The sequence below is a fragment of the Sporosarcina contaminans genome (genome assembly GCF_042679045.1).
Taxonomy (GTDB): Bacteria; Bacillota; Bacilli; order Bacillales_A; family Planococcaceae; genus Sporosarcina; species Sporosarcina contaminans.
Genome location: NZ_JBHTLT010000112.1, coordinates 1 through 19575 on the forward strand (window position 1 = coordinate 1; position 19575 = coordinate 19575).

Here is a 19575-nt window from a genome sequence, read left to right on the forward strand (position 1 = left end):
GCATACGGAATTCGGAATTGTGGCATTGGCACACAATCTACTGAAAGTGGCCGGCATCCGCGTGCTACTTTCAGTATTGAATAAGAAAAATACAAGAACAGGTGGCGAAAAACGATTCGTTTTTCGCCACCTGTTCTATTTTAGGGACTTATTGGACAGCCTCTTTTTTGGCGTTGTCCCGTCCTGTCAGGTTTAATTGGACGACTGTGACCGTTCGGTGGAAAAAAGAGTAGAATAGGTGATAACCGCCTGAACACTGGTGGTTACTCCCCTGAAACACCTTCAATTCCCTATGTCCGTACTACCTCTGCTTCCTTCCCATAAAAATGCTGCCATGCTTCGAGGATGCCCCCCGCACAGTGGGCTACGGCGCGATAGAGGTTTGGGTGTTCTTCCATCGCGATTAGTTCGGGCTGTGCATTACCGACAATCACGGAGGGGTAGCCTAATGAAAGCATGTCCATGTCGTTGCCGGAGTCTCCAGCGATGAGTGCCTGAACGTTCTTCGCGGTGTAGTTGGAAAATATATACTCTAATGCTTTCCCTTTTCCGGCCGTCGCAGGAAGAACGTCGATGTCGCGATCTGAACTAAATATGAATGTATGTGTGATGCCTTGCCGTTCAAGTGCATTCTGAAATTCCTCCACTAACGATGAGTTGCCCTTTGGAACAGTGAAAGAAATGCGCCGATTGTCTGGCAATGCTTGCCTATTTAATAATGGGAAGTCTTCTGCAATCGAGATAATTTCATCGGGCCTCCAATTTTCGGACATTCTTTCGGCCCATTGGCTGTCTTCGACGTTTGCATGATGATAAATCGCCGTTCCGACATCTGTTACTAATAAATCGGGAATCGGGAGCTTTTCGCTGTAAATTAAAGATTTTGCTGAAGATAGATGTCTGCCTGTTATATAAACAAGGGAGACGTCGTGGGGAAGACGATCGAAATGAGCAAGCAAAGCTCCTAAATTTTCTTCTTGTCCAACAAATGTACCATCGAGATCAGTTGCTAACATGAATGGCTTGTGTCTCACCAGCGACCACCTCATATAAATGATCCATCTTCTTCGCAATAGATGTCCAGTTAAATTCTTTGCGTGCGCGAGCTGCGGCTTGTCTTCCTAAAGATTTTGCGACATCTTGATTCATTGCAAGAAATTTCATGGCACTCGCTAAATGTGCAGGATTTTCTTTTTGAACATGGATGCCGGTTTCTAAATCTTTGACAACATCTTTTAATCCGCCGACTTCCGAAGCGATGACAGGGCTGCCGCAAGCTTGGGCTTCTGCAGCTACCATGCCAAATGATTCATAAGTCGAAGGGACAATAACTGCGGTCGCTTTATTGAAAAGCACCGAAAGCTCTTCCTGAGAACATGGTCCAATAAACTCGATATGATTCTCTAACCCGATAATGGCTCTCTGCAGTTTGCGAGATTTTGGCGACTTTTTCCGCTGATCGACTTGTTCTGCGTCACCGCCCGCAATGAACAATTTTGCGGATGAAGGGATGTCATTTTGTTCTAACAGCAATCGAAATGCTTTTATTAATGTATAAATGCCTTTCGTCTCTTCCAATCTGCCTGCAAAAGCAAAGAAAGGGGCATGTCTGCGACTATTTATAAGCTCTGGTTGGAATGTTTCATCCACACCGATCGGAATTACGTGGATAGGAGCCGGGTCAGGAGTAACACTACGAATTAGTTTCCGTTCGGTTTTTGTTGTAGCGACGATTGAATCGGCAGTTTCTAAAATGAGTTCTTCTGCTGATCGTCTCTTAGGCTCAGAAACTCCTGTTGCCTGCTGCTTTGCAACGGATAACGAATGGGATGTATGGAGCCAAGGGAGACCGATGTCAAGCGATGTTTTTCTCCCTAATAATCCCGATAGCCAATAATGTGTATGCATGACATCGTATGTTGAAAGCGATAAAGTCTTACGCATTTCGTAATAGAAATTTGGAAGCATGCTATATAAGTCGCTTTTTTTCACAAATCCTTTGACGCCGGCAGCGACACGGATGACTCTGCAATTCTCTCCAAAATGTTCGATTTTAGGAGCATCCACGTCTGCCCAATGTGTGATGACATCTACAGAATGCCCCCGTTCACTTAACGCCATGGATAGTTGTTTAACATAGTTGTTTTGTCCGCCCGCCTGTTCTCCGCCAAGCGTTGCCAGTGGATCACCATGATCAGAAATGAACAAGATTCTTTTTTGCATCGCTTTTGTCTCCTTTTAAAAATAGTCATAGAGAATGAGTATGTAGTGTTATTACCTACCCGGATGCTGTTGATATAAACATTTTGGTGGGATTTCTACCTATAGAGTGTGTTTTCTTTAAGTCATTCATTGAAAGTTGGTGGGAAGTTGTATTTGGATAGTTAATGGCTATCATAATAAGGCGGTAGTACTTTGAAAACTAAAACAGGTGAGAAGTCAATTCTCACCTGTCTTGGCGTACTTTTATTGAGCAAGAAAGGCAACGATCAAGTCAGCAAGCTGTTCTCCGCCCATTGTACGCTCGCCTCCGCCTTGTACAAAAGCTTCATTTCCGCCGCCTTTACCGTTCAGTTTGGGCAGGATTGAAGAAGCGACGGCTTTCATATTCGCATCTGAAGCTGCGCCACGGGCGGCTACAAATTGCAGGCGCTCTTCATTTTCAGCTGTAAGCACAACGATTGTTTCCTCATCCAATGCTACAAGCAGACGGGATAGCTTTTGCAGTTCTTGGACTGTACGGTTATAGAATGCCGCCCTTACAATGCCGTTCGTTTTTTCGGATAGCAATTCATTTGCTTCAAAAGACAGTAAAGCATCCTTTTTTTCTTCCAAAGCCTTTTCAAGATTTTGGTTTGTGGCAATCAATTTCTCAATGGCAGCAGTGACACCGGATTCGGGTGCGCTTAGCAATTTGGATGCCTCGGAGAGCTCTTCATTTTTACGGTGCAATTGCTGTAACACTCGATTGCCGCATACGAAATGAACCCTTATTTTCTTTTTTTGCTTTTCAGTAGATAATATTTTCAATAAACCGATTTCCCCGGTCGATGCTGGATGTGTGCCTCCACAGCCGTTGTAGTCGAAATCAGGTATGATGACGAGGCGAATCTCATCTTCAACTGCCAATTGTTTGCGTAATGGGTATTGGGCAGTCTCTTCATAAGAGACCCATTTTGTTTCAATCGGACGATTTTGTAAAATGATCTCATTTGCACGCTTCTCAGCAGCTGCCAACTGGCTATCTGCCACTTCTGAAACGTCCAGATCAATCGTCACCATTTCCCTTCCTAAGTGGAAACTGATGGTTTGAATACCAAACAGTTCAACGAAAGCAGCTGTTAATATATGTTGCCCGGCGTGCTGTTGCATATGATCAAATCGGCGTTCCCAATTAATAACGCCTTCAACATTGCTAGGCAGCTCCCACTCCTTTGCCAAGAAGTGAAGGATCTCACCATCTACTTCTTCGACATCCATTACTTCGATCCCGTTGAGTGTACCCGTATCATGGGGCTGCCCTCCTCCTGTCGGATAAAAAGCGGTATTGTCCAATACGACATACGGTCGGTCGTTCTCATCGATTCCATTTTTCATAAGCTTTGCAGTAAAAGTTGTGCGATAAACATCTTCATAATAATGGCGGTCTTTTAACATAGTAATTCTCCCATAGTGAACTTTTTCTTTAGTGTACACTAAAAAAGAAGAAGCTTCCCGCTTAATGGAAAGCTTCTCTCATTCGATTGCGCAATGATGAAATTTGCTTTATGAGAAGATCGTATTTTTCTTTCCAAAGTACACGCATCGCCAAAGTTAAAAATAATAAAGAGCATAGGAGGAGTGTTGATACAATTGTTGTCACCTTAAAGAACAGCAATTCGCTGAAGCCCCCGAGCCCTATTGCAATCGATAAACTGCTAATAAATAGAATCAAGGCGACTGGAATGAGTTGCATGAATAGATCATAACCTCTCTTTTTCATGAAGCGCATCGTAATAGGTGTTAAAAACGCGATCAACACAATATAGAAAACAATGATCAGCGTATTTAAAACAATCATGATTATATCCATACTCATCAACCTCCAAAACGAATCACCTTCTGAATCTATACCCAAATTCCATAGAAATTATGCCTCATAGGAATGAAGATAGGAAGAAGGGATGTATTATAAGCCATTGTTCATTCAATTACTTCGAAGCTCTCTAGCATATGATAAAACCTTGCTCCATGACCTTCAGCGGCTTCTAAAAAATACTTGCTAGTCAGCGCGAAGCTACCGCCTTTGCCATTGCTGACAATATATAGATCAATCACATTTCCATCCCATGTAGATTCAGTCAGCCCGTGAAGATGATAGCCTTCCACCGGTTCTGTTACGGTTTCAACGTCTCGCAGATTAGGAAACTCCGGTTTCAAGGAAGACTGCAAGTCGTCTGCAAGTGCTTCGGGAGGAACAGTAGGATATTGTTTAATTTCTAAACTAACTTCAGGGTATTTTTCCGGAAGTGGATCAATTGTCGTAATAAGATCGGAGTTTTCGCCAATTATCATTTTGTATCGGGATTCATCGATGTAAATGACATATTCAGCTTCTTTCCCTTCATGCAATTGAACGTTTGTTGGTTCTTCCTGTCCTTCAATGCTTTGAATTATTTCTTTCTCTGGTGCGAATAGATCTTTTATGTTATTCATAAAAGCTGACCCTGTTTCCGTTTCCACGCTTATTAAAAGCGCTATTGCTGCAGCGGCAGCCCCAATTACCGGAAATAATTTCTTTTTCTTTTTCGGTTGTATTGGGCTTCCTTCAAATAACTCTTTTTCAATACCGTCCCAAACCTCTTTTTTCATTTCGATGGCGTCTTGTTCTGTTTGATCGTTTAATATGTGCTGAATTCGTTCATCGAACTTGTTCATTCGGAATCCTCCTTCATAAGTTGTTCTTTTAGCCGTTTTCTACCTTTAAATAATCTCGATTTGACCGTGTTTTGATTCAGACTTAAAATTTCGGCAATCTCTTTTTCGGAAAATCCTTTTATATATTTCAATATGATTGGAATTCTTTGGTGGTCTTCTAAAGACTGAATGAGTGAGTATAGATCAAATAGTTGATTTTCTTTAGAGGGAGTAGATTGTTCACTTAGTTCAATATACTTGCTATATGTGGATTCCTTTTTCATGATACGTAAGCATTCATTGGTCAATATTCTATAAAACCAAGGTTCAAAGGGCAATGAAGCATTGTAGCTTCCAATTTGCCGATAGACACGGATGAAAGTTTCCTGAACGGCATCTTTCGCTTGCTCGCGGTTCCGGGTTATAGCGGAAGCTGTGCGAATGGCAGTGTTTGCATAGGCATCGTAAAATTGCCGAAATGCTTCTTTATCACCAGATTTTATGAGAGTTGGCCATCTTTTCTCCAAGCTGTCCCCACCTTTCTACGATGCTTTAATCGTTCTACTTACTATACCCGGGGGAAGATCTAAAAGTTTTCACTAAAAAAGATTCCACACAACTATTCTTAGTCATGTGGAATCTTCAGTTGCTAACAAACACCTTTAAAAAAGTAAAAGCTATAGGATCTATACTTCCTGCTGCAATCGAATTCTTCGGTTAGCGATCGTTGGCAATGTCATTCCGATTAGGATGATCACTATACCGCATATTTGCAGGGTTGTCATTTGTTCATTTAAAAGCAATACGGAAGCGGTGACGGCTACTGGCAATTCGATAGCGCTTAGGATAGACGCGGTTCCTCCTCCAACTTTCGGAATACCAATTGAGAAGAATAAAATTGGAATGATAATACCGAATACACCTAATATTAATCCGTATACCCATAATCCGCTAAATAGCACACCGTTCCAAACAATTTCTGGTTCTTGAAAAAAGGAAATGGCAATTGCTGCAAAGAAAGACATGAATAGCAAGCGAGTAATCGTATCCATTCCTTCAACTTGCCGCTGGTTTACTGCAAGAAACGCTGAAAAACTAATAGCGGATGCCATTCCCCACACCCAACCTTGCCAAGGGATGCCACTCAAATCCGCATCGATTATACCTGCTGCAAATATTGTGCCACCAAATAAAAAAAGCAGAGAGATGACCTCTGCACGTTTCGGCAATCGACGGTGAAGTATACAATCAAGAAGCATGCCAATCCATGTAAATTGGAAAAGCATAACAACAGCCAAAGAAGCAGGCATATAGCTGACAGTGATGCCGTAAACAGTGCCTGTAGTGGCTGTCAGCAAACCAGCTAATATAAGAGTAAACCCGCCGCCGAATTTGGGCAGGCCCCGATGTGTGAAAAGGTATAGAATTGCGGCCAATACAAATCCAGTGAAATATTGGCTCGTTACTGCTTGGGCAGCTGTATAACCATCTGCAATCGCCAATTTGACAATTGTCGATAAAATACCATAGCTGCTCGCCCCTATTATGACTAATAAGGGATACATCCATTGTTTCATCTTATAATCCTCCAGTCCATGCAATAGTATAACACGGGAAAGGATAAAGATTCGATAGTGGAATCCTAAAATATGGATTTGGTTAATAGATGAAATCTTTAGTAGCGTATGTGAGTAATGCAATTTGTTATATACAAAATAGAACAGGGGTGTTATACTAAACATATAACAAAAGAAGGGCTGTGAAAGTATGCAAGAACTCGCAAAAATCCCTTGGGATTTAATAATGCCCATTATTGTGCTGCAGTTGATTTTAATGATTGTTGCGCTATTCGATGTAATCCGCCATCAACGGACGAATGGGCCATTCATTATGTGGATATTCATTATAGTTTTCGTAAATATTATAGGCCCGATCGTGTACTTTATTTTTGGGAGGAAGCAAACATGACAGAGCTTCTGAATGTCAGAAAATTATCTAAAGCCTATGGAGAGCAAAGAGTTGTAGATTCAATCACCTTCGACTTAACAGCGCATACATCCACAGCGCTAATAGGTCCCAATGGGGCAGGAAAGACGACGACATTATCCATGCTGGCAGGACTTGTGACGCCTACGGATGGTACAATTTCATTTCTAAATCAAACAAAATCTGATATACGGTCAGCAATCGGTTTTCTGCCGCAATATCCAAAGTTTTTCCCGTGGCTGACGGCATTGGAATTTACGGAAATGGCAGCGAGGTTAAGTGGAGTAGATAGCCGGCAAGCTGCAAAAGAAGCGCAAAAAGCGTTGGAGTTTGTTGGACTTGGAGAGGCAATGAAAAAAAGATCCGGTACATTTTCCGGTGGCATGAAACAGCGGTTAGGATTGGCTCAGGCAATCGTCCATAAACCGCAGCTGCTGCTGTTGGATGAACCTGTATCTGCCCTCGATCCGGTAGGCCGTAGACAGGTGATGAATTTATTGAAAGAGTTGCAACAAGAAACGACAATTCTTTATTCGACACATATTTTGAATGATGCCGAGGAAATGACAGATCAATTATTGTTCCTTCGAAAAGGCATTCTTGTGGAAAATGGTTCGCTGGACGATATCCGCTCGAAATATGCTGATCCACGTATCGTTATAGAATTTGAGACGGCGCAGGAGGCAGGTAGATTTGTTCGTATGTCTTCTTGGGACATGAAGTCAAAAGAGAAAATAGTGTCGATAGAAGTGGTCGAAAGAAAAGTGATGATGCCTCATGTTTTGGCGATATTGCATAAAGGGGATTACGCGGTGCGGAAAGTCGAAATGCAGACGGCGAATTTAGAGGAAATCTTCATGAAAGCGGTGATGGACGCATGAATGATTTGAATGTGCTTATTCGAAAAGAGTGGCGAGAGATGAGCAGGAATTACAAATTGTATTGGATTCCGATCGTATTCATCATCTTCGGCATAATAGAACCAGTCACCAATTATTATTTGCCTCAAATTATGCAAAGTGTCGGGAACTTGCCTGAAGGAATGGATTTTTTATGGCCTGAATTTACCGGTGAAGATATTTTCATATCGTTGATGGGGCAATATCAAACGGTTGGCATTTTACTATTTTCTCTTGCGTTTATGGGCTCAATTGCAGGGGAAAGGAAAAGCGGAACAGCGACATTGCTTTATGTTCGTCCTTTATCATTCAAAAATTATTTCCTCAGTAAATGGATCGTCATTAATGGAATCGCGCTAAGCAGCGTATGGATTGGGTTTTTAGCAGCATGGTATTATATTCGAATTTTATTTAACACAGTGCCGATTGGGGAACTGCTTGCCTTTCTTGCGACGTACAGTTTATGGATTGTTTTTGCGGTGACGCTTATCCTGTTTTTCAGCGCTTCGGTATCAACAGGCGCTACTGCAGGTTTATCTATTTTGTTTTTATTATTTTTCCAAGTGATTGACTCCGTCATTGGGGCGTATTGGAAAGTAACTCCTTGGAAGCTATCGAGTTATGCGGCGGATCAATTTTACCATACGATGGATCAATCTGGATATTGGATGACGGTCGGGTTGAATAGTATGTTGATACTACTTTTCATCGTCTTAGGAATAGTTGCGTCGAAAAAGAATGCATCGAAAACGACAGTATAATACAAGCATTTTCATTTCCCGGGAAATTTCTACCGGGATCTCACATAGTCATGAAGGAAATCGTTGAAAAGAGGAGCTTTTTGGAAAAGCAAACCTTTCAACGATTTTTCTTTCCTTCTATCATGATTGATTGTATTTTTCTTCGCTTGACGAACGATTTTTTGTTTTGTGATGATGCCTTTCTTCTTCCTCTTCCATTCTCAAATCTTCCAAAGGAATCGGGTCGACGTTTTGCATATCTTCATGCATGTCGTAAATACTTTCTTTATCCGTTGGCATGTTTTCAGGATTATCCATGAACGATCCTTCCGCATCTTTGCGATCACGCTCAGTGAAAGGCTTTTTCTTATTCAATGAATCCACATCCTTTCTGTTTTTATACTATTTACCGTTTGGCATAACTATAAACATTGATTACAAATCCATATTGCTAATTAAGGTACATGTGTTTTCTATAGATGCAGAGGGTAAAGTGATCAAAAGCAGATAGAGGAGAGTGGTGTAATGGAAAAGGAATATGTCGGCACAATGCATTCGGTTGATGCGGCGCTATACAAAATTACAGAATTGATATCGAAAGGCTATAGTGAAGAACAAATTTCTGCAGTAGCATATTCGGAGGAAGACCTATCTCAACTGAGAAGTCAGACATTCATTGCGTTAGATGGAAGGGATGAGGGAAACCTTTTGGAGCGGTTTAAAGCAATGTTTATCGACGAGCGGCAAAGGAAGGAAAAAGTATTTGAAGATATGGGGTTTTCAAAAGAAGAGTCTGCAAATATTTATAATGAAGTGAAAAATGGAGGCATTGCAATATTCGTTGATCGCGTAAATACTCAATTGCCCAAAGAAGGACGCGGCGGTGGAGCTGTAGAAGATACGGAAAGGGATAGCCGGGCTGCTTTGACGAACAGTTTTGAACCGTTGTCGGGAGAAGATGATTTGCAGCCGAGAGACGACAACTCAGGTACTGTTCCACGCATTAACACCGATCATCTTTGACTAGAAAAGGCTGGGTCCATTTTCGATGGCCCCGGCCTTTTTGATCACCATTTTTTATGATTTTCTGAAACACGATCTTTTAATTTCCCAGCTTCTTTCTGTGCCTCGCCTTTTAATTTATCGAACTTTCCTTCAGCTTGCAGCATGGCGTCATCTGTCGCATTGCCGACTTGATCTTTCAATTCGCCTTTCGTTTTATTAACGGCACCTTTGATTTTATCTGAATAACTATTGTCTTTCATTCTTATGGCCTCCTAAAAAGTAGTTGTTTGTAAGTACCCGGTCTTGAATGCAATTAAACTTATGGGCTATGGAAGGTTTCGAGAGTGAAATGGCAAGAGTGTAAAGTCCTTAAATAGGGTATGAAAAATGCATCGAAACATACGTGGTTACTTGAAATGGCATTTTATATAATTGAAAGACAAAGAAGCTAAATACGGAGGAGATTCGTATGGCGGTAAGAAAAGGGCGCTTTGCAATTTGGAAAGGGAAAGAGTACCCGATCGTTTCCCAACAACGAACTTTGTATTTACAATCCGATTATGAAGATGAAATAAATGGATTTAAAAAATGGAGCACAAATAGTGATACCGCATATAAAGAAGTGTCAGTTGAGGATTTAGATGACGCTTATGAAATATTTCCTTATGTCATGCTGTCGGGCTACCGTTTTGTAGTGGATACCTTTCATGAGAAGGATGGGAAAGTGACGTTGACAACAAACAATCCCTTTGTCCAGAAGAAGCTATCGGTAACACCTTATGGCAGAGATGAATTTAGGATTGTATTGCCAATAGATGAGGTAGAAATATTGGAAGACCGTTTGCCGATTTTAGGTTTTGATGAATGAAGAAGGCAGTGCCGTAATCAGCACTGTCTTTTCATTTATTGCTTTAACAGTTGAAGGACAGATTGCGCTTGCTGCAGATGAAGCGAAAATACATACTGCCCTGCTTGTAAAAGGATGTTTGCTTTTGTCAACGCCATCATTTCTTTTGCGATATCTACATCCCGTATGCGCGATTCGGCAGCAGTCAAGTTTTCCTCCATCGTCATAGCGTTGTTATACGCATGCTCTAATCGATTTACATAAGCTCCCATGCGTGCTCGTTCGGAGGACACCTTTTTGATGGCTTCATCTAATGATGAAATGGCTTGATCTGCCTCTTCGCGAGTTTCTATTGTGGCATCTTTTATCCCCAAAGCAGCCATGCCTGTATCTCCAATCGTAAATTCGATTGATTGCCCCGCATTTGCTCCAACCTGTGTTTTAAATGATGAGCGCGATCCGTCCAATAACGGCATTGTGTTAAATTGAGTGTCCTTTGAAATTCGTTCAAGTTCTTTTTTTAGTTCTTGAAATTCGATATTCAGCAATTCACGGTCATCATTAGTTAACGTGCCATTAGCAGCTTCTACACTTAACTCACGCATTCTTTGCAAAATGGCATGTGTTTCGTCCAACGCTGATTCAGCAGTCTGGAATAGAGAAATGCTGTCTTGTATATTGCGCTGTGCGACTTGCAACCCTCGAATTTGTGCCCGCATTCTCTCCGAAATGGCCAGTCCTGCCGGATCATCCGCAGCACGATTAATCCTTAGTCCAGAGGAAAGCCGCTCCATGGACAGCATGATCTGATTATTATGCATGTTCATGTTGCGCAAAATGTTAAGCCCCACTGCATTCCAATTACCTAACATAAACTCACCTCTCCCTATATTTTCCTCTATCTCTTTTATCGTCAAATCATTGAATATTTTTATATTTATTCTGAAAATAATTCGGCGGCTCAACATTTAAAAGGATCGTTGAAAGTGGAAAGCTGTGGTTGGTTCGAATAATAGTGCATACCACAAAACGTAAAACTCTCATGTAGCGTCGGTCGATTTTTTAGAACGCACTCCAATTACTGGCGTAAGGTGCTTGTTTTCTGGCTCGAACACCCCGGATACTGGCGCACTCCTCTCCGTTACTGGCGTAACCCGATTAAATTCTACCGCTTATACAAAGTTTGATAAATTATGACACGTTTGTATAAAAGCCATATGTATGAGGACATCCTTTGGAGAAAGTGGTGAATTTTTTAGGAGGAAAATAGATGGCAGACAATCAACAAGGTTTATCGCGCAGAGATTTTCTAAAGACGACGGGAATAGCGACCGGCGCTTTAGTAGGTGGAGGGTTAATCGGGGGACTTGTCGGCTATAACGTCAAGAAGGATGGAAAGACTGCCAATGAAGGACAGCTCGCTACAGAAGGCGTGGAGGGCGCTCCGAAAGGGCTTATGTTTTTAACGAATCAAAATGAATTTCACGTTCTATCTCAAGCTACTGAGAGGATTTTTCCGGAAGATGACTTAGGGCCTGGGGCAATTGCACTTGGAGTGCCGTATTTTATTGATAATCAATTAGCGGGTAATTACGGCAGCAATGCAAGAGAGTATATGCAAGGTCCGTTTTTCGCTGGTGAAGCGACACAGGGGTACCAGAGCGCTTTAACACGTGCGGAGATTTTTAGGCAAGGTATCGCAAAGTTGGATGAAGAAGCGAATGCTCGGTATGAAAAAGGGTTTGCGGAGCTGGACGCTGAGCAAATGGATACAATTTTAACCGCTTTTCAGAAGAACGAAGTTGAGATGAAAGGTGTGTCCTCAGAATTCTTTTTTAGGCTTTTACGGCAAGCAACGCTTGAAGGGGCATATGCAGATCCGATTTACAACGGTAATGCCAATATGGAAGGATGGCGTATGAAAGGCTTTCCGGGACATCAAATGGCATATGTCAATGTTATAGAGGAAGAGAAGTTCCAAGTGATTGAACCTAAATCGATTAGCAGTATGCAGCACTAAGGGAGGCAATTGCCATGGCGAAAACTTTGGATAAGGTAGATGTTGTAACGGTGGGCATCGGCTGGACGGGTGGTATTGTTGCAGCTGAATGTGCAAAGGCTGGGTTGAAAGTTAGAGGCCTTGAGCGTGGGAAAAATAGGGGAACCCAAGACTATTTGATGATTCATGACGAATATAGGTATGCAATTCGATATGATCTCATGCAGGATTTATCGAAAGAAACGATTACTTTCCGAAACCATCGCAAAATGCGCGCCCTTCCAATGCGTCAGATGGGGTCTTTCCTGTTGGGTGAAAATTTAGGTGGAGCGGGTACGCACTGGAATGGGATGTCGTACCGTTTTTTGCCTTATGATTTTCAAATTAAATCAATGACAGAAGAAAGATACGGAAAAAACAAACTGCCCAGCGATTATCTTTTAACGGACTGGGGCATTACGTACGACGAGTTGGAACCTTATTTCGACAAATATGAAAAAACAGCGGGCATTTCTGGGGAAGATAATAATCCATTTTGGGGTAAGCGGTCAAGCGATTTTCCTACCCCTCCAATGAAAAAGACACCGATCTTGAAAATGTTTGAAAGTGCAACGAAAAAGTTGGGCTATCATCCATACATGCTGCCGTCTGCAAATATTTCGGAGGCGTACGAAAATCCAGATGGACAGAAGATTGCTCCTTGTCAATACTGTGGTTTTTGCGAGCGGTTCGGCTGTGAGTACGGAGCGAAATCATCTCCAGAAATCACGGTTGTCCCGACAGCGTTGAATACAGGAAATTTCGAGCCGGTTTTCCATGCCAATGTCGTGGAAGTTTTGAAGTCTGGGAATAAAGTGACCGGCGTCAGGTATTTTGATACACAAACTGGCGAAGAGTTCATACAACCAGCAGACGTTGTCGTTTTGACAAGTTATGTGTTGAACAATGCAAAGCTGCTCATGGTGTCGAAAATCGGTGAACAATATGATCCTGACACAGGCAGAGGCACATTAGGGAAAAATTATTGCTATCAGCTTGGACCAGGAACGACCGGATTTTTTGAAGATCAAATGAATGTATTTATGGGCGCGGGGGCATTGGGAATGTCCATTGATGATTTTAATGGAGATAGCTTTGATCATTCCGACGTTGATTTCATCCACGGCGCAAGCATTACTTTGGGACAAACAGGAGTACGTCCAATTCAGACTAACCCTGTGCCGCCTGATGTGCCGGCGTGGGGAGCGGAATTTAAAAAAGCTTCGATATATAACTATACGCGGACATTATCCGTGCATGGTCAAGGAGCAACGATGCCTCATAAGGAGAATTATATGACGCTTGACCCGAATTATCGGGACGCATATGGGGTACCTTTGCTGCAAATGACGTATAACTTTACGGAACAGGATCGAAACTTGCATCAGTTCATTACCGAGCGTACAGCAGAAATTATGAAAGAGATGGGTGCAAAGACAGTTGTACCGGGAAGCCCAATTACTGATTATGACATTGTTCCTTACCAATCGACGCATAATACAGGGGGAACGACGATGGGGGCAAGCCCCGATGATAGTGTAGTCAACAATTACTTGCAGCATTGGGACGCGGACAATTTATTTGTTGTTGGTGCTGGAAATTTTCAGCATAATAGTGGCTACAATCCAACAGCGACTGTTGGTGCCCTTGCGTACCGAGCAGCAGAAGGAATTATTAAATACAGCAAAAATGGCGGTTCACTTGTCTAATCGAAAGGAGACATGAAACATGAGTTTAGCAAGCATCGGCGTACCTGGATTAATCATTATTTTAGTCATTATTCTTATCCTTTTCGGCCCTCGGAAATTGCCAGAAGTCGGATCGGCAGTTGGAAAGACGCTAGCAGAATTTAAAAAATCGGCCCGTGATGTCTTAGAAGACGAAGAGGGGAAAGAAGATCAATCGAAGAAAACAGATCAGCTGTGAGGATCGATTATGGATCCATATCAAGAACATAGAAATGTACGTAGTCCATTGGATAAAAAGCCTGTCAACACTGAAGATGAGAAGCAATCTACGGTAAAAAATCAAGAGCGGGATGAAGTAGTAAAAACGACAGAACCTCAACCTTCACTTGTTGATCATTTGAATGATTTACGTAAGCAGCTCATTAAAAGTATCGCCACTTTCCTATCTTTCTTCTTATTCATTTTCGTGACGATTAACAAATGGTTTCCACTCATTACGAGAGGTCACGAACTAGTAGTCCTTGGACCGATGGAAGTTGTGACATTTTATATGTCCATATCGGCTGCATTGGCATTCGGTTTGTCACTACCTTTTCTATGTCATTTTTTATGGCAATTCGTTAAGCCGGGGCTGAATGAGAAGGAGAGTCAATTTCTTGGGCTCTACTCGCCTGTCATGTTGTTATTGTTTGCGGGAGGCATCGCGTTCGGCTATTTTGTCGTAAATCCTTTGAGCTATCATTTTTTAGTATCTTTAGGAGCGGTAAATTTCACAGTAATGGTTTCTGCGCAAGAGTATGCAAAGTTTCTCTTGATGACGACATTGCCGATCGGCTTATTATTTGAACTGCCGATTGTAGCAATGTTCCTCTCTGCAATTGGATTGCTGACGTCTGCATCATTAAAAAAGGTTCGGAAATGGTCTTACGTCATTTTGGCAATTCTTTCTGGTCTGTTGACGCCACCGGATTTCATTAGCCAATTGATCGTGCTCATTCCGATGATCGTGTTATACGAAGCAAGTGTACTTATCGTTGTGTACAAAGAACGAAGAAATATGGCTGTTAATTAACTTAAATGAGCAAAGGGAATGTGAGGATCCTTTGCTCATTTTTTGTTTGGCAATAAATTTCCTCGGAGGGAACAAAAATATTCACAATGCTATAATAAAAGTAAATAGGCTGACGACTGGATGTGACACAATGCAACATGAAGGCTATACGTTGAGGGATCTTCAATTTTGGAAAATCGTAATTGGTTTAGGGTTTGCTTCTATTTTCATATTTGCTGCGATGTATGCGATGCAGCCGCTTTTGCCTTTGTTCACGAAGGAATTCGGTATTTCGGTGTCTTACGCCAGTACAGCGATGTCAATGACGACAATCGGGCTGATCGTGGGGTTAATCGTCCTTGGATTTTTTTCGGATCGAAACGGGCGGAATGTTTATATTTATTTATCGCTCATTGGCTCGGTCATTCCGTTTCTTTTAATTGCAAATACGGATTCTTTTTTAACCATCGTCATTTTACGTTTCCTACAAGGTTTTGCGCTAGCTGGTGTTCCAGCAGCAGCGCTTGCTTATATTAGCGAGGAAATACATAGGCAGTTTACGAGTGTCGCCACGGCATTCTATATTGCTTTTAATGGATTGGGAGGAATGATTGGCCGCTTCATGACGGGGTTTATTGCCGAGCAAGCATCTTGGCAAATGTCATTATATATCCTTTCCATTTTTGGAACGGTACTATTTGTCATTCTGTTGTTAATCCTTCCGAAGTCAAGGAATTTTGTGCCGAGTGATACGACGTTCAAAAAAGATATTGAAGGGATTGCTTTTCACCTGAAAAACCCGGCTTTGCTAATCGTTTTCGGGTTAGGCATTGTGCTGCAATTATCCTTCACCGGGATTTGGACATACTTGCCGTTTCATTTAATTGAGGCGCCGTATTCGCTGTCACTTGAATGGATATCTTATTTATATTTAGCATACGGTTTTGGAGTGATCGGTGCACCGCTTGCAGGATGGCTTGCGGGGAAATTCGGCCTCCGTAATGTGAGGCGGGTAGGGGTCGTTTTATTATCAGCAGGGATTGGTCTTACGGCATTATCACCGCTTGTTTTGATTGTTGTCGGATTATGTGTCATCTGCTTAGGGTTCTTCACGGCGCATTCGTTGACGGCGGCTTCTGTCAGCAAGGAAGCGACACATCATAAAGGGAGTGCATCGAGCCTTTACTTGGTCTCCTATTATATTGGCGTTGCAATGGGCAGTACATTGCTCAGTCCGCTGTATGAGAGCTTAGGTTGGCACGGGCTCGTTGCACTTACTGCATTATTGCCTATTGTTTACGTAGGGATGATTCGTTATCGAAGACAAAAGAATTAAAGCATTTAGAAGTGGTCCAGCAAGTTACACTTACTTTATATAATGAATGTCATAGATACTTCTAATAGGAAAGTTTTTGCGTTCATATGTAATGACAGATGGTAGAATTACGTGGATAGTAGAGATGACAGTGTGGGATGGAGAGTATAGCCTTAGAACAGTGCCGTAGTTAGGGCCGTTTCTTGAAGGAGGAGCTTTGATTTGAAAAAAATTGATGATTTAAAAGCTGGAGTTGCTGTAATTATTTTGAACAAAGAGAATCAGGTGCTATTGCAAAAAAGAGCCGATGTAGGGTTGTGGGGTATTCCTTCAGGACATGTGGAAATTGGTGAAACAGTGTCTGAAGCAATTATAAGAGAAGTAAAAGAAGAAACTAATTTAGATATAAAAATTGAAAAGCTGATCGGTGTTTACTCAGATCCAGATTCACAAGTGTTCAATTATCCAAATGGCAAAGTAGTGCATTTTATAACAACTTGTTTTCTTGCTGAAATTACAGGTGGGGAACTTAAATGCAACTCAGATGAGTCGCTTGAAATACAATTTTTTAGTCAAGACAATTTACCAAAGGATTTGTTAACAATGCACCCTCAATGGTTAGATGATGCTCTTTCAAACAAGGAAGCGGCATTTATTCGCTGAATCGGGCGCACATACACAAAGGTGCAATTTTGGAAAGGGGGATGTACATGATTCGTTTAGTAACAAAAAGTGATTTACAACAAGCTGCTTCTCTTGTGGCGATGGCTTATCCGGGGATGCAAATATCGGGAGAGGAAGCTCAACAAACGTTTATTGAACGACTTAGTTTCGAAATTGAATCTGAAAATAACTTGAGTTTCTATGGATTCTTTACCGAACAAGATGAGTTGTTAGGCTTGTATAAGCTTCATGACCTTAACATGAATGTAAATGGTAGTATTGTACGTGTTTGGGGAATTGGTACGGTAGCTGTTCACTTTTTTCACAAAAAAGAAGGTATTGCGAAACAGTTGCTGCAGCATTTTCATGAGCTTGCTAGACAAGAAAATGTCGGGATTGTTTCGTTATACCCCTTTAACACGTCTTTCTATCAAAAGATGGGGTATGGATATGGACCAACTCGCTATCAATATAAACTAAAGCCCACAAGTTTTCCAAGCAGTGGTGAACGAAAGAAAGTAGTCATGTTGTCTCCGTCCAATGAGGAAGAGATTGTCGCCGTGTACAATAAATTTGCATCGATGCATCATGGCATGATCGAACGGACTTGGCATGAACGTAACTTAATTAAGAAAAAAGCTACGTATTATGCCGGTGTTTATGAGGGGAATGAGTTAGTTGGTGCGCTTGCATATACGTTGCAACCTGTAAAGGATAGTCATTTTCTACATCATGAAATGAATATTTTTGAATGGGTATGGACGAAGCCAAGCGCTTTCATCGATATGTGTACGTGGATTCATTCACAACAGGATCAAGTAGATCGTGTCTACGTTCGAACGCAAGATGAATCATTTATTTATCAACTGGAAGACCCGAAGAACGATAGCAATCGTATAATTCCGAGTGTTTATCACGAAATCGGTACTGTTGGTACAGGGATTATGTATAGAATTAGCTCGATCATGTCATTTGTGGAACAAACGAATTTTAATTCCTTAGATCGACCTGATCGTCCTGTAACGATTTCTTTATTTGTTCAAGATTCGTTTATAAAGGAGCAAAACGGTAGTTACAATTTATCCTATAGCGAAGATTGTTGGAGCATAGAAAAATCGTCCATTTCTATTGAGGAAGTTGATGTAAGCATCGCAGTTTCGGATTTAAGTTCCTGGTGGATGGGCTGTGTTAGCTTGGAGCAGCTAGCTCAGTATGGAAAAGTAAAAGTGAACAATTGGCCAGCAAATCAGTTGGATCGATGGTTTAAGCCTACCAACAAACCTGTTTGCTTCACTTCATTCTAATAATGTATAATTTGTTTCAAAATTTTTTCTGAGTGAGGGTAAATTATGAACATTTCGTTTAAATTAATGTCATCAATTAGCTTTGAAGAGGCGCATGCCCTGTTTAATCGTGGGTTTGAAGGGTATTTAGTGCCGATGAATTTATCTTTAGATACTTTTGTGGGCCGTTTTGGGAATGATGGATTATCTTCGGCATTGTCTGTCGTTGCATATGATGGAACAGACCCAATCGGCTTTGTGCTTCAAGGCATTCGAGAAGTGGATGGTCAAAAGATTTCCTGGAATGGCGGAACGGGGATTATTCCGGAATACCGAGGAAGAAGGTTAGGTTATTCCTTGATGGAGGAAGCAGAAAAACGCATACTGGAGCGTAATGTCTCTGTTGCGACGTTGGAGTCCCTTTCTGAAAATAAGGCAGCAATCTCTTTATATGAAAACTGTGGTTATCAAGTAGAGGACGAATTGCTTTTCTTGCGTGCAAACGGAAGAATAGTTAGCCAGTTGCCGGAGCTTGATGGCTATGAAATGGTAAGAATTCCGGCTGCCCAAACGATTGGATCGGATTTATTTCCAAGTATCGTTCCTTGGCAAACAGATGCTAATAACACACCGAAATTGGGTGGGGAAGCTGTCCTGATTATAAAGAATGGAGAAGTGGAGGCAGCTTGTCTCATTCGGAAAAATTGTACATTTGGCAATGAGACGGAAAGCATTACGTTGTTTCAAGTGAAGGAAAATGGAAATGAAGATGCTTTAAACAAACTCCTATCTTATGCATTGGAATACGACCAATCGATCAATCGTACAACTTATAACTTCCTAAAAGGAAATGGACGCGCAATTTCATCTTTACGAGCAAGTGGTTTTGAAAATACGCCAATATCACAAGTTTTTATGATGAAAACATTCTAAATTGTACCCAACGAAGAGGTTTTTGAACAATAAGAGATGTACGACTTAACTTGCAAGCAATGTTTAGGGCTTTTGACATTATTCGGGTATGTCCCCACGTTGAATGACACTGCTCTTAAAGAAAACGGGGCTGTCCAGAAAGTCAGTGTAAACTGATTTTCTGTGATAGTCCCTTTCTGGTTGGAGAATAAATGGGGAACCCCTGACAACCGTCGCTTTCCGTTCCAGGCG

Annotated in this window: 24 protein-coding genes; 14 read left to right on the top strand and 10 right to left on the bottom strand. The window is 41.6% G+C overall.

The features are described 5' to 3' along the window. A partial coding sequence (locus ACFQ38_RS13460; protein ID WP_381481487.1) for a hypothetical protein occupies positions 1-196 on the top strand: 196 nt, incomplete at its 5' end. A 94-nt stretch (positions 197-290) separates the two neighbouring features. Here ACFQ38_RS13460 and ACFQ38_RS13465 read toward each other — a convergent pair. The 7 genes from ACFQ38_RS13465 to ACFQ38_RS13495 all read right to left on the bottom strand — a co-directional run bounded on the left by ACFQ38_RS13465 (position 291) and on the right by ACFQ38_RS13495 (position 6473). Beyond that, positions 291-1034 carry an HAD-IIB family hydrolase gene (locus ACFQ38_RS13465; protein WP_381481490.1) on the bottom strand — a complete coding sequence of 248 codons (744 nt, stop codon included), beginning with the start codon at positions 1032-1034 and terminating at the stop codon, positions 291-293. Beyond that, positions 1003-2223, bottom strand: coding sequence for a glycosyltransferase (locus ACFQ38_RS13470; RefSeq protein ID WP_381481493.1), 1221 nt, complete (start codon positions 2221-2223; stop codon positions 1003-1005). Before ACFQ38_RS13470 ends, ACFQ38_RS13465 begins: the two co-directional genes overlap by 32 nt. A gap of 243 nt (positions 2224-2466) precedes the next feature. Next, positions 2467-3657, bottom strand: coding sequence for an alanyl-tRNA editing protein (locus ACFQ38_RS13475; protein ID WP_381481495.1), 1191 nt, complete (start codon positions 3655-3657; stop codon positions 2467-2469). Between the two features lie 61 nt (positions 3658-3718). Further along, on the bottom strand, positions 3719-4072 hold the full coding sequence (locus tag ACFQ38_RS13480; RefSeq protein WP_381481497.1) for a hypothetical protein: 354 nt from the start codon (positions 4070-4072) through the stop codon (positions 3719-3721). Positions 4073-4182: 110 nt separating this feature from the next. After that, the gene (locus ACFQ38_RS13485) at positions 4183-4917 is read right to left on the bottom strand and encodes a hypothetical protein (RefSeq protein ID WP_381481499.1); all 735 of its coding nucleotides are present in this window, start codon (positions 4915-4917) and stop codon (positions 4183-4185) included. After that, complete coding sequence (locus tag ACFQ38_RS13490) at positions 4914-5423, bottom strand: RNA polymerase sigma factor (protein WP_381481501.1); 510 nt, start codon at positions 5421-5423, stop codon at positions 4914-4916. Before ACFQ38_RS13490 ends, ACFQ38_RS13485 begins: the two co-directional genes overlap by 4 nt. Before the next feature lie 159 nt (positions 5424-5582). Next, positions 5583-6473 carry an EamA family transporter gene (locus ACFQ38_RS13495; protein WP_336823331.1) on the bottom strand — a complete coding sequence of 297 codons (891 nt, stop codon included), beginning with the start codon at positions 6471-6473 and terminating at the stop codon, positions 5583-5585. A 190-nt stretch (positions 6474-6663) separates the two neighbouring features. Between ACFQ38_RS13495 and ACFQ38_RS13500 the strand changes: the two genes are divergently transcribed. From ACFQ38_RS13500 to ACFQ38_RS13510, 3 genes are read left to right on the top strand one after another with little or no spacing between them, the layout of a single operon-like run. Beyond that, positions 6664-6864: a PLDc N-terminal domain-containing protein gene (locus ACFQ38_RS13500; protein ID WP_336823332.1), complete on the top strand. Its 201-nt coding sequence runs from the start codon at positions 6664-6666 to the stop codon at positions 6862-6864. Continuing rightward, positions 6861-7763, top strand: coding sequence for an ABC transporter ATP-binding protein (locus ACFQ38_RS13505; protein ID WP_336823333.1), 903 nt, complete (start codon positions 6861-6863; stop codon positions 7761-7763). Before ACFQ38_RS13500 ends, ACFQ38_RS13505 begins: the two co-directional genes overlap by 4 nt. After that, entirely contained in the window at positions 7760-8542 is a 783-nt protein-coding gene (locus ACFQ38_RS13510; protein WP_336823334.1) for an ABC transporter permease, read from the top strand. Before ACFQ38_RS13505 ends, ACFQ38_RS13510 begins: the two co-directional genes overlap by 4 nt. Before the next feature lie 120 nt (positions 8543-8662). Here the strand turns inward: ACFQ38_RS13510 and ACFQ38_RS13515 are convergent, their stop codons facing one another. Continuing rightward, complete coding sequence (locus tag ACFQ38_RS13515; protein ID WP_336823335.1) at positions 8663-8896, bottom strand: hypothetical protein; 234 nt, start codon at positions 8894-8896, stop codon at positions 8663-8665. A gap of 150 nt (positions 8897-9046) precedes the next feature. Here ACFQ38_RS13515 and ACFQ38_RS13520 point away from each other — a divergent pair, with 150 nt between their 5' ends. Beyond that, on the top strand, positions 9047-9544 hold the full coding sequence (locus ACFQ38_RS13520) for a general stress protein (protein WP_336823336.1): 498 nt from the start codon (positions 9047-9049) through the stop codon (positions 9542-9544). Between the two features lie 44 nt (positions 9545-9588). On the opposite strand, the gene ACFQ38_RS13525 is transcribed toward ACFQ38_RS13520, so the two are convergent. Continuing rightward, complete coding sequence (locus ACFQ38_RS13525) at positions 9589-9786, bottom strand: CsbD family protein (RefSeq protein ID WP_336823337.1); 198 nt, start codon at positions 9784-9786, stop codon at positions 9589-9591. A 209-nt stretch (positions 9787-9995) separates the two neighbouring features. Between ACFQ38_RS13525 and ACFQ38_RS13530 the strand changes: the two genes are divergently transcribed. Continuing rightward, positions 9996-10394, top strand: coding sequence for a hypothetical protein (locus ACFQ38_RS13530; RefSeq protein WP_381481508.1), 399 nt, complete (start codon positions 9996-9998; stop codon positions 10392-10394). A gap of 35 nt (positions 10395-10429) precedes the next feature. Here ACFQ38_RS13530 and ACFQ38_RS13535 read toward each other — a convergent pair whose 3' ends face one another. Then, the gene (locus ACFQ38_RS13535) at positions 10430-11245 is read right to left on the bottom strand and encodes a flagellin N-terminal helical domain-containing protein (RefSeq protein ID WP_381481511.1); all 816 of its coding nucleotides are present in this window, start codon (positions 11243-11245) and stop codon (positions 10430-10432) included. Between the two features lie 398 nt (positions 11246-11643). Here ACFQ38_RS13535 and ACFQ38_RS13540 point away from each other — a divergent pair, with 398 nt between their 5' ends. The 8 genes from ACFQ38_RS13540 to ACFQ38_RS13575 all read left to right on the top strand — a co-directional run bounded on the left by ACFQ38_RS13540 (position 11644) and on the right by ACFQ38_RS13575 (position 19344). Beyond that, positions 11644-12393, top strand: coding sequence for a gluconate 2-dehydrogenase subunit 3 family protein (locus ACFQ38_RS13540; protein ID WP_336823340.1), 750 nt, complete (start codon positions 11644-11646; stop codon positions 12391-12393). Between the two features lie 14 nt (positions 12394-12407). After that, positions 12408-14120 (top strand): GMC family oxidoreductase, encoded by a 1713-nt coding sequence (locus ACFQ38_RS13545; RefSeq protein ID WP_336823341.1) that lies wholly within the window; start codon positions 12408-12410, stop codon positions 14118-14120. A gap of 19 nt (positions 14121-14139) precedes the next feature. Then, positions 14140-14337, top strand: a complete 198-nt coding sequence (tatA, locus tag ACFQ38_RS13550) for a twin-arginine translocase TatA/TatE family subunit (RefSeq protein WP_336823342.1) — start codon at positions 14140-14142, stop codon at positions 14335-14337. A gap of 9 nt (positions 14338-14346) precedes the next feature. Next, positions 14347-15171 (top strand): twin-arginine translocase subunit TatC, encoded by an 825-nt coding sequence (tatC, locus tag ACFQ38_RS13555; protein WP_336823343.1) that lies wholly within the window; start codon positions 14347-14349, stop codon positions 15169-15171. Positions 15172-15301: 130 nt separating this feature from the next. Then, positions 15302-16486 (top strand): MFS transporter, encoded by a 1185-nt coding sequence (locus tag ACFQ38_RS13560; protein ID WP_381481515.1) that lies wholly within the window; start codon positions 15302-15304, stop codon positions 16484-16486. A gap of 201 nt (positions 16487-16687) precedes the next feature. Then, positions 16688-17128, top strand: a complete 441-nt coding sequence (locus tag ACFQ38_RS13565; RefSeq protein WP_336823345.1) for an NUDIX domain-containing protein — start codon at positions 16688-16690, stop codon at positions 17126-17128. Positions 17129-17175: 47 nt separating this feature from the next. Continuing rightward, entirely contained in the window at positions 17176-18432 is a 1257-nt protein-coding gene (locus tag ACFQ38_RS13570; protein WP_381481518.1) for a GNAT family N-acetyltransferase, read from the top strand. A 45-nt stretch (positions 18433-18477) separates the two neighbouring features. Then, positions 18478-19344 (top strand): GNAT family N-acetyltransferase, encoded by an 867-nt coding sequence (locus ACFQ38_RS13575; RefSeq protein WP_381481520.1) that lies wholly within the window; start codon positions 18478-18480, stop codon positions 19342-19344. The last annotated feature ends 231 nt before the right edge of the window (positions 19345-19575 follow it).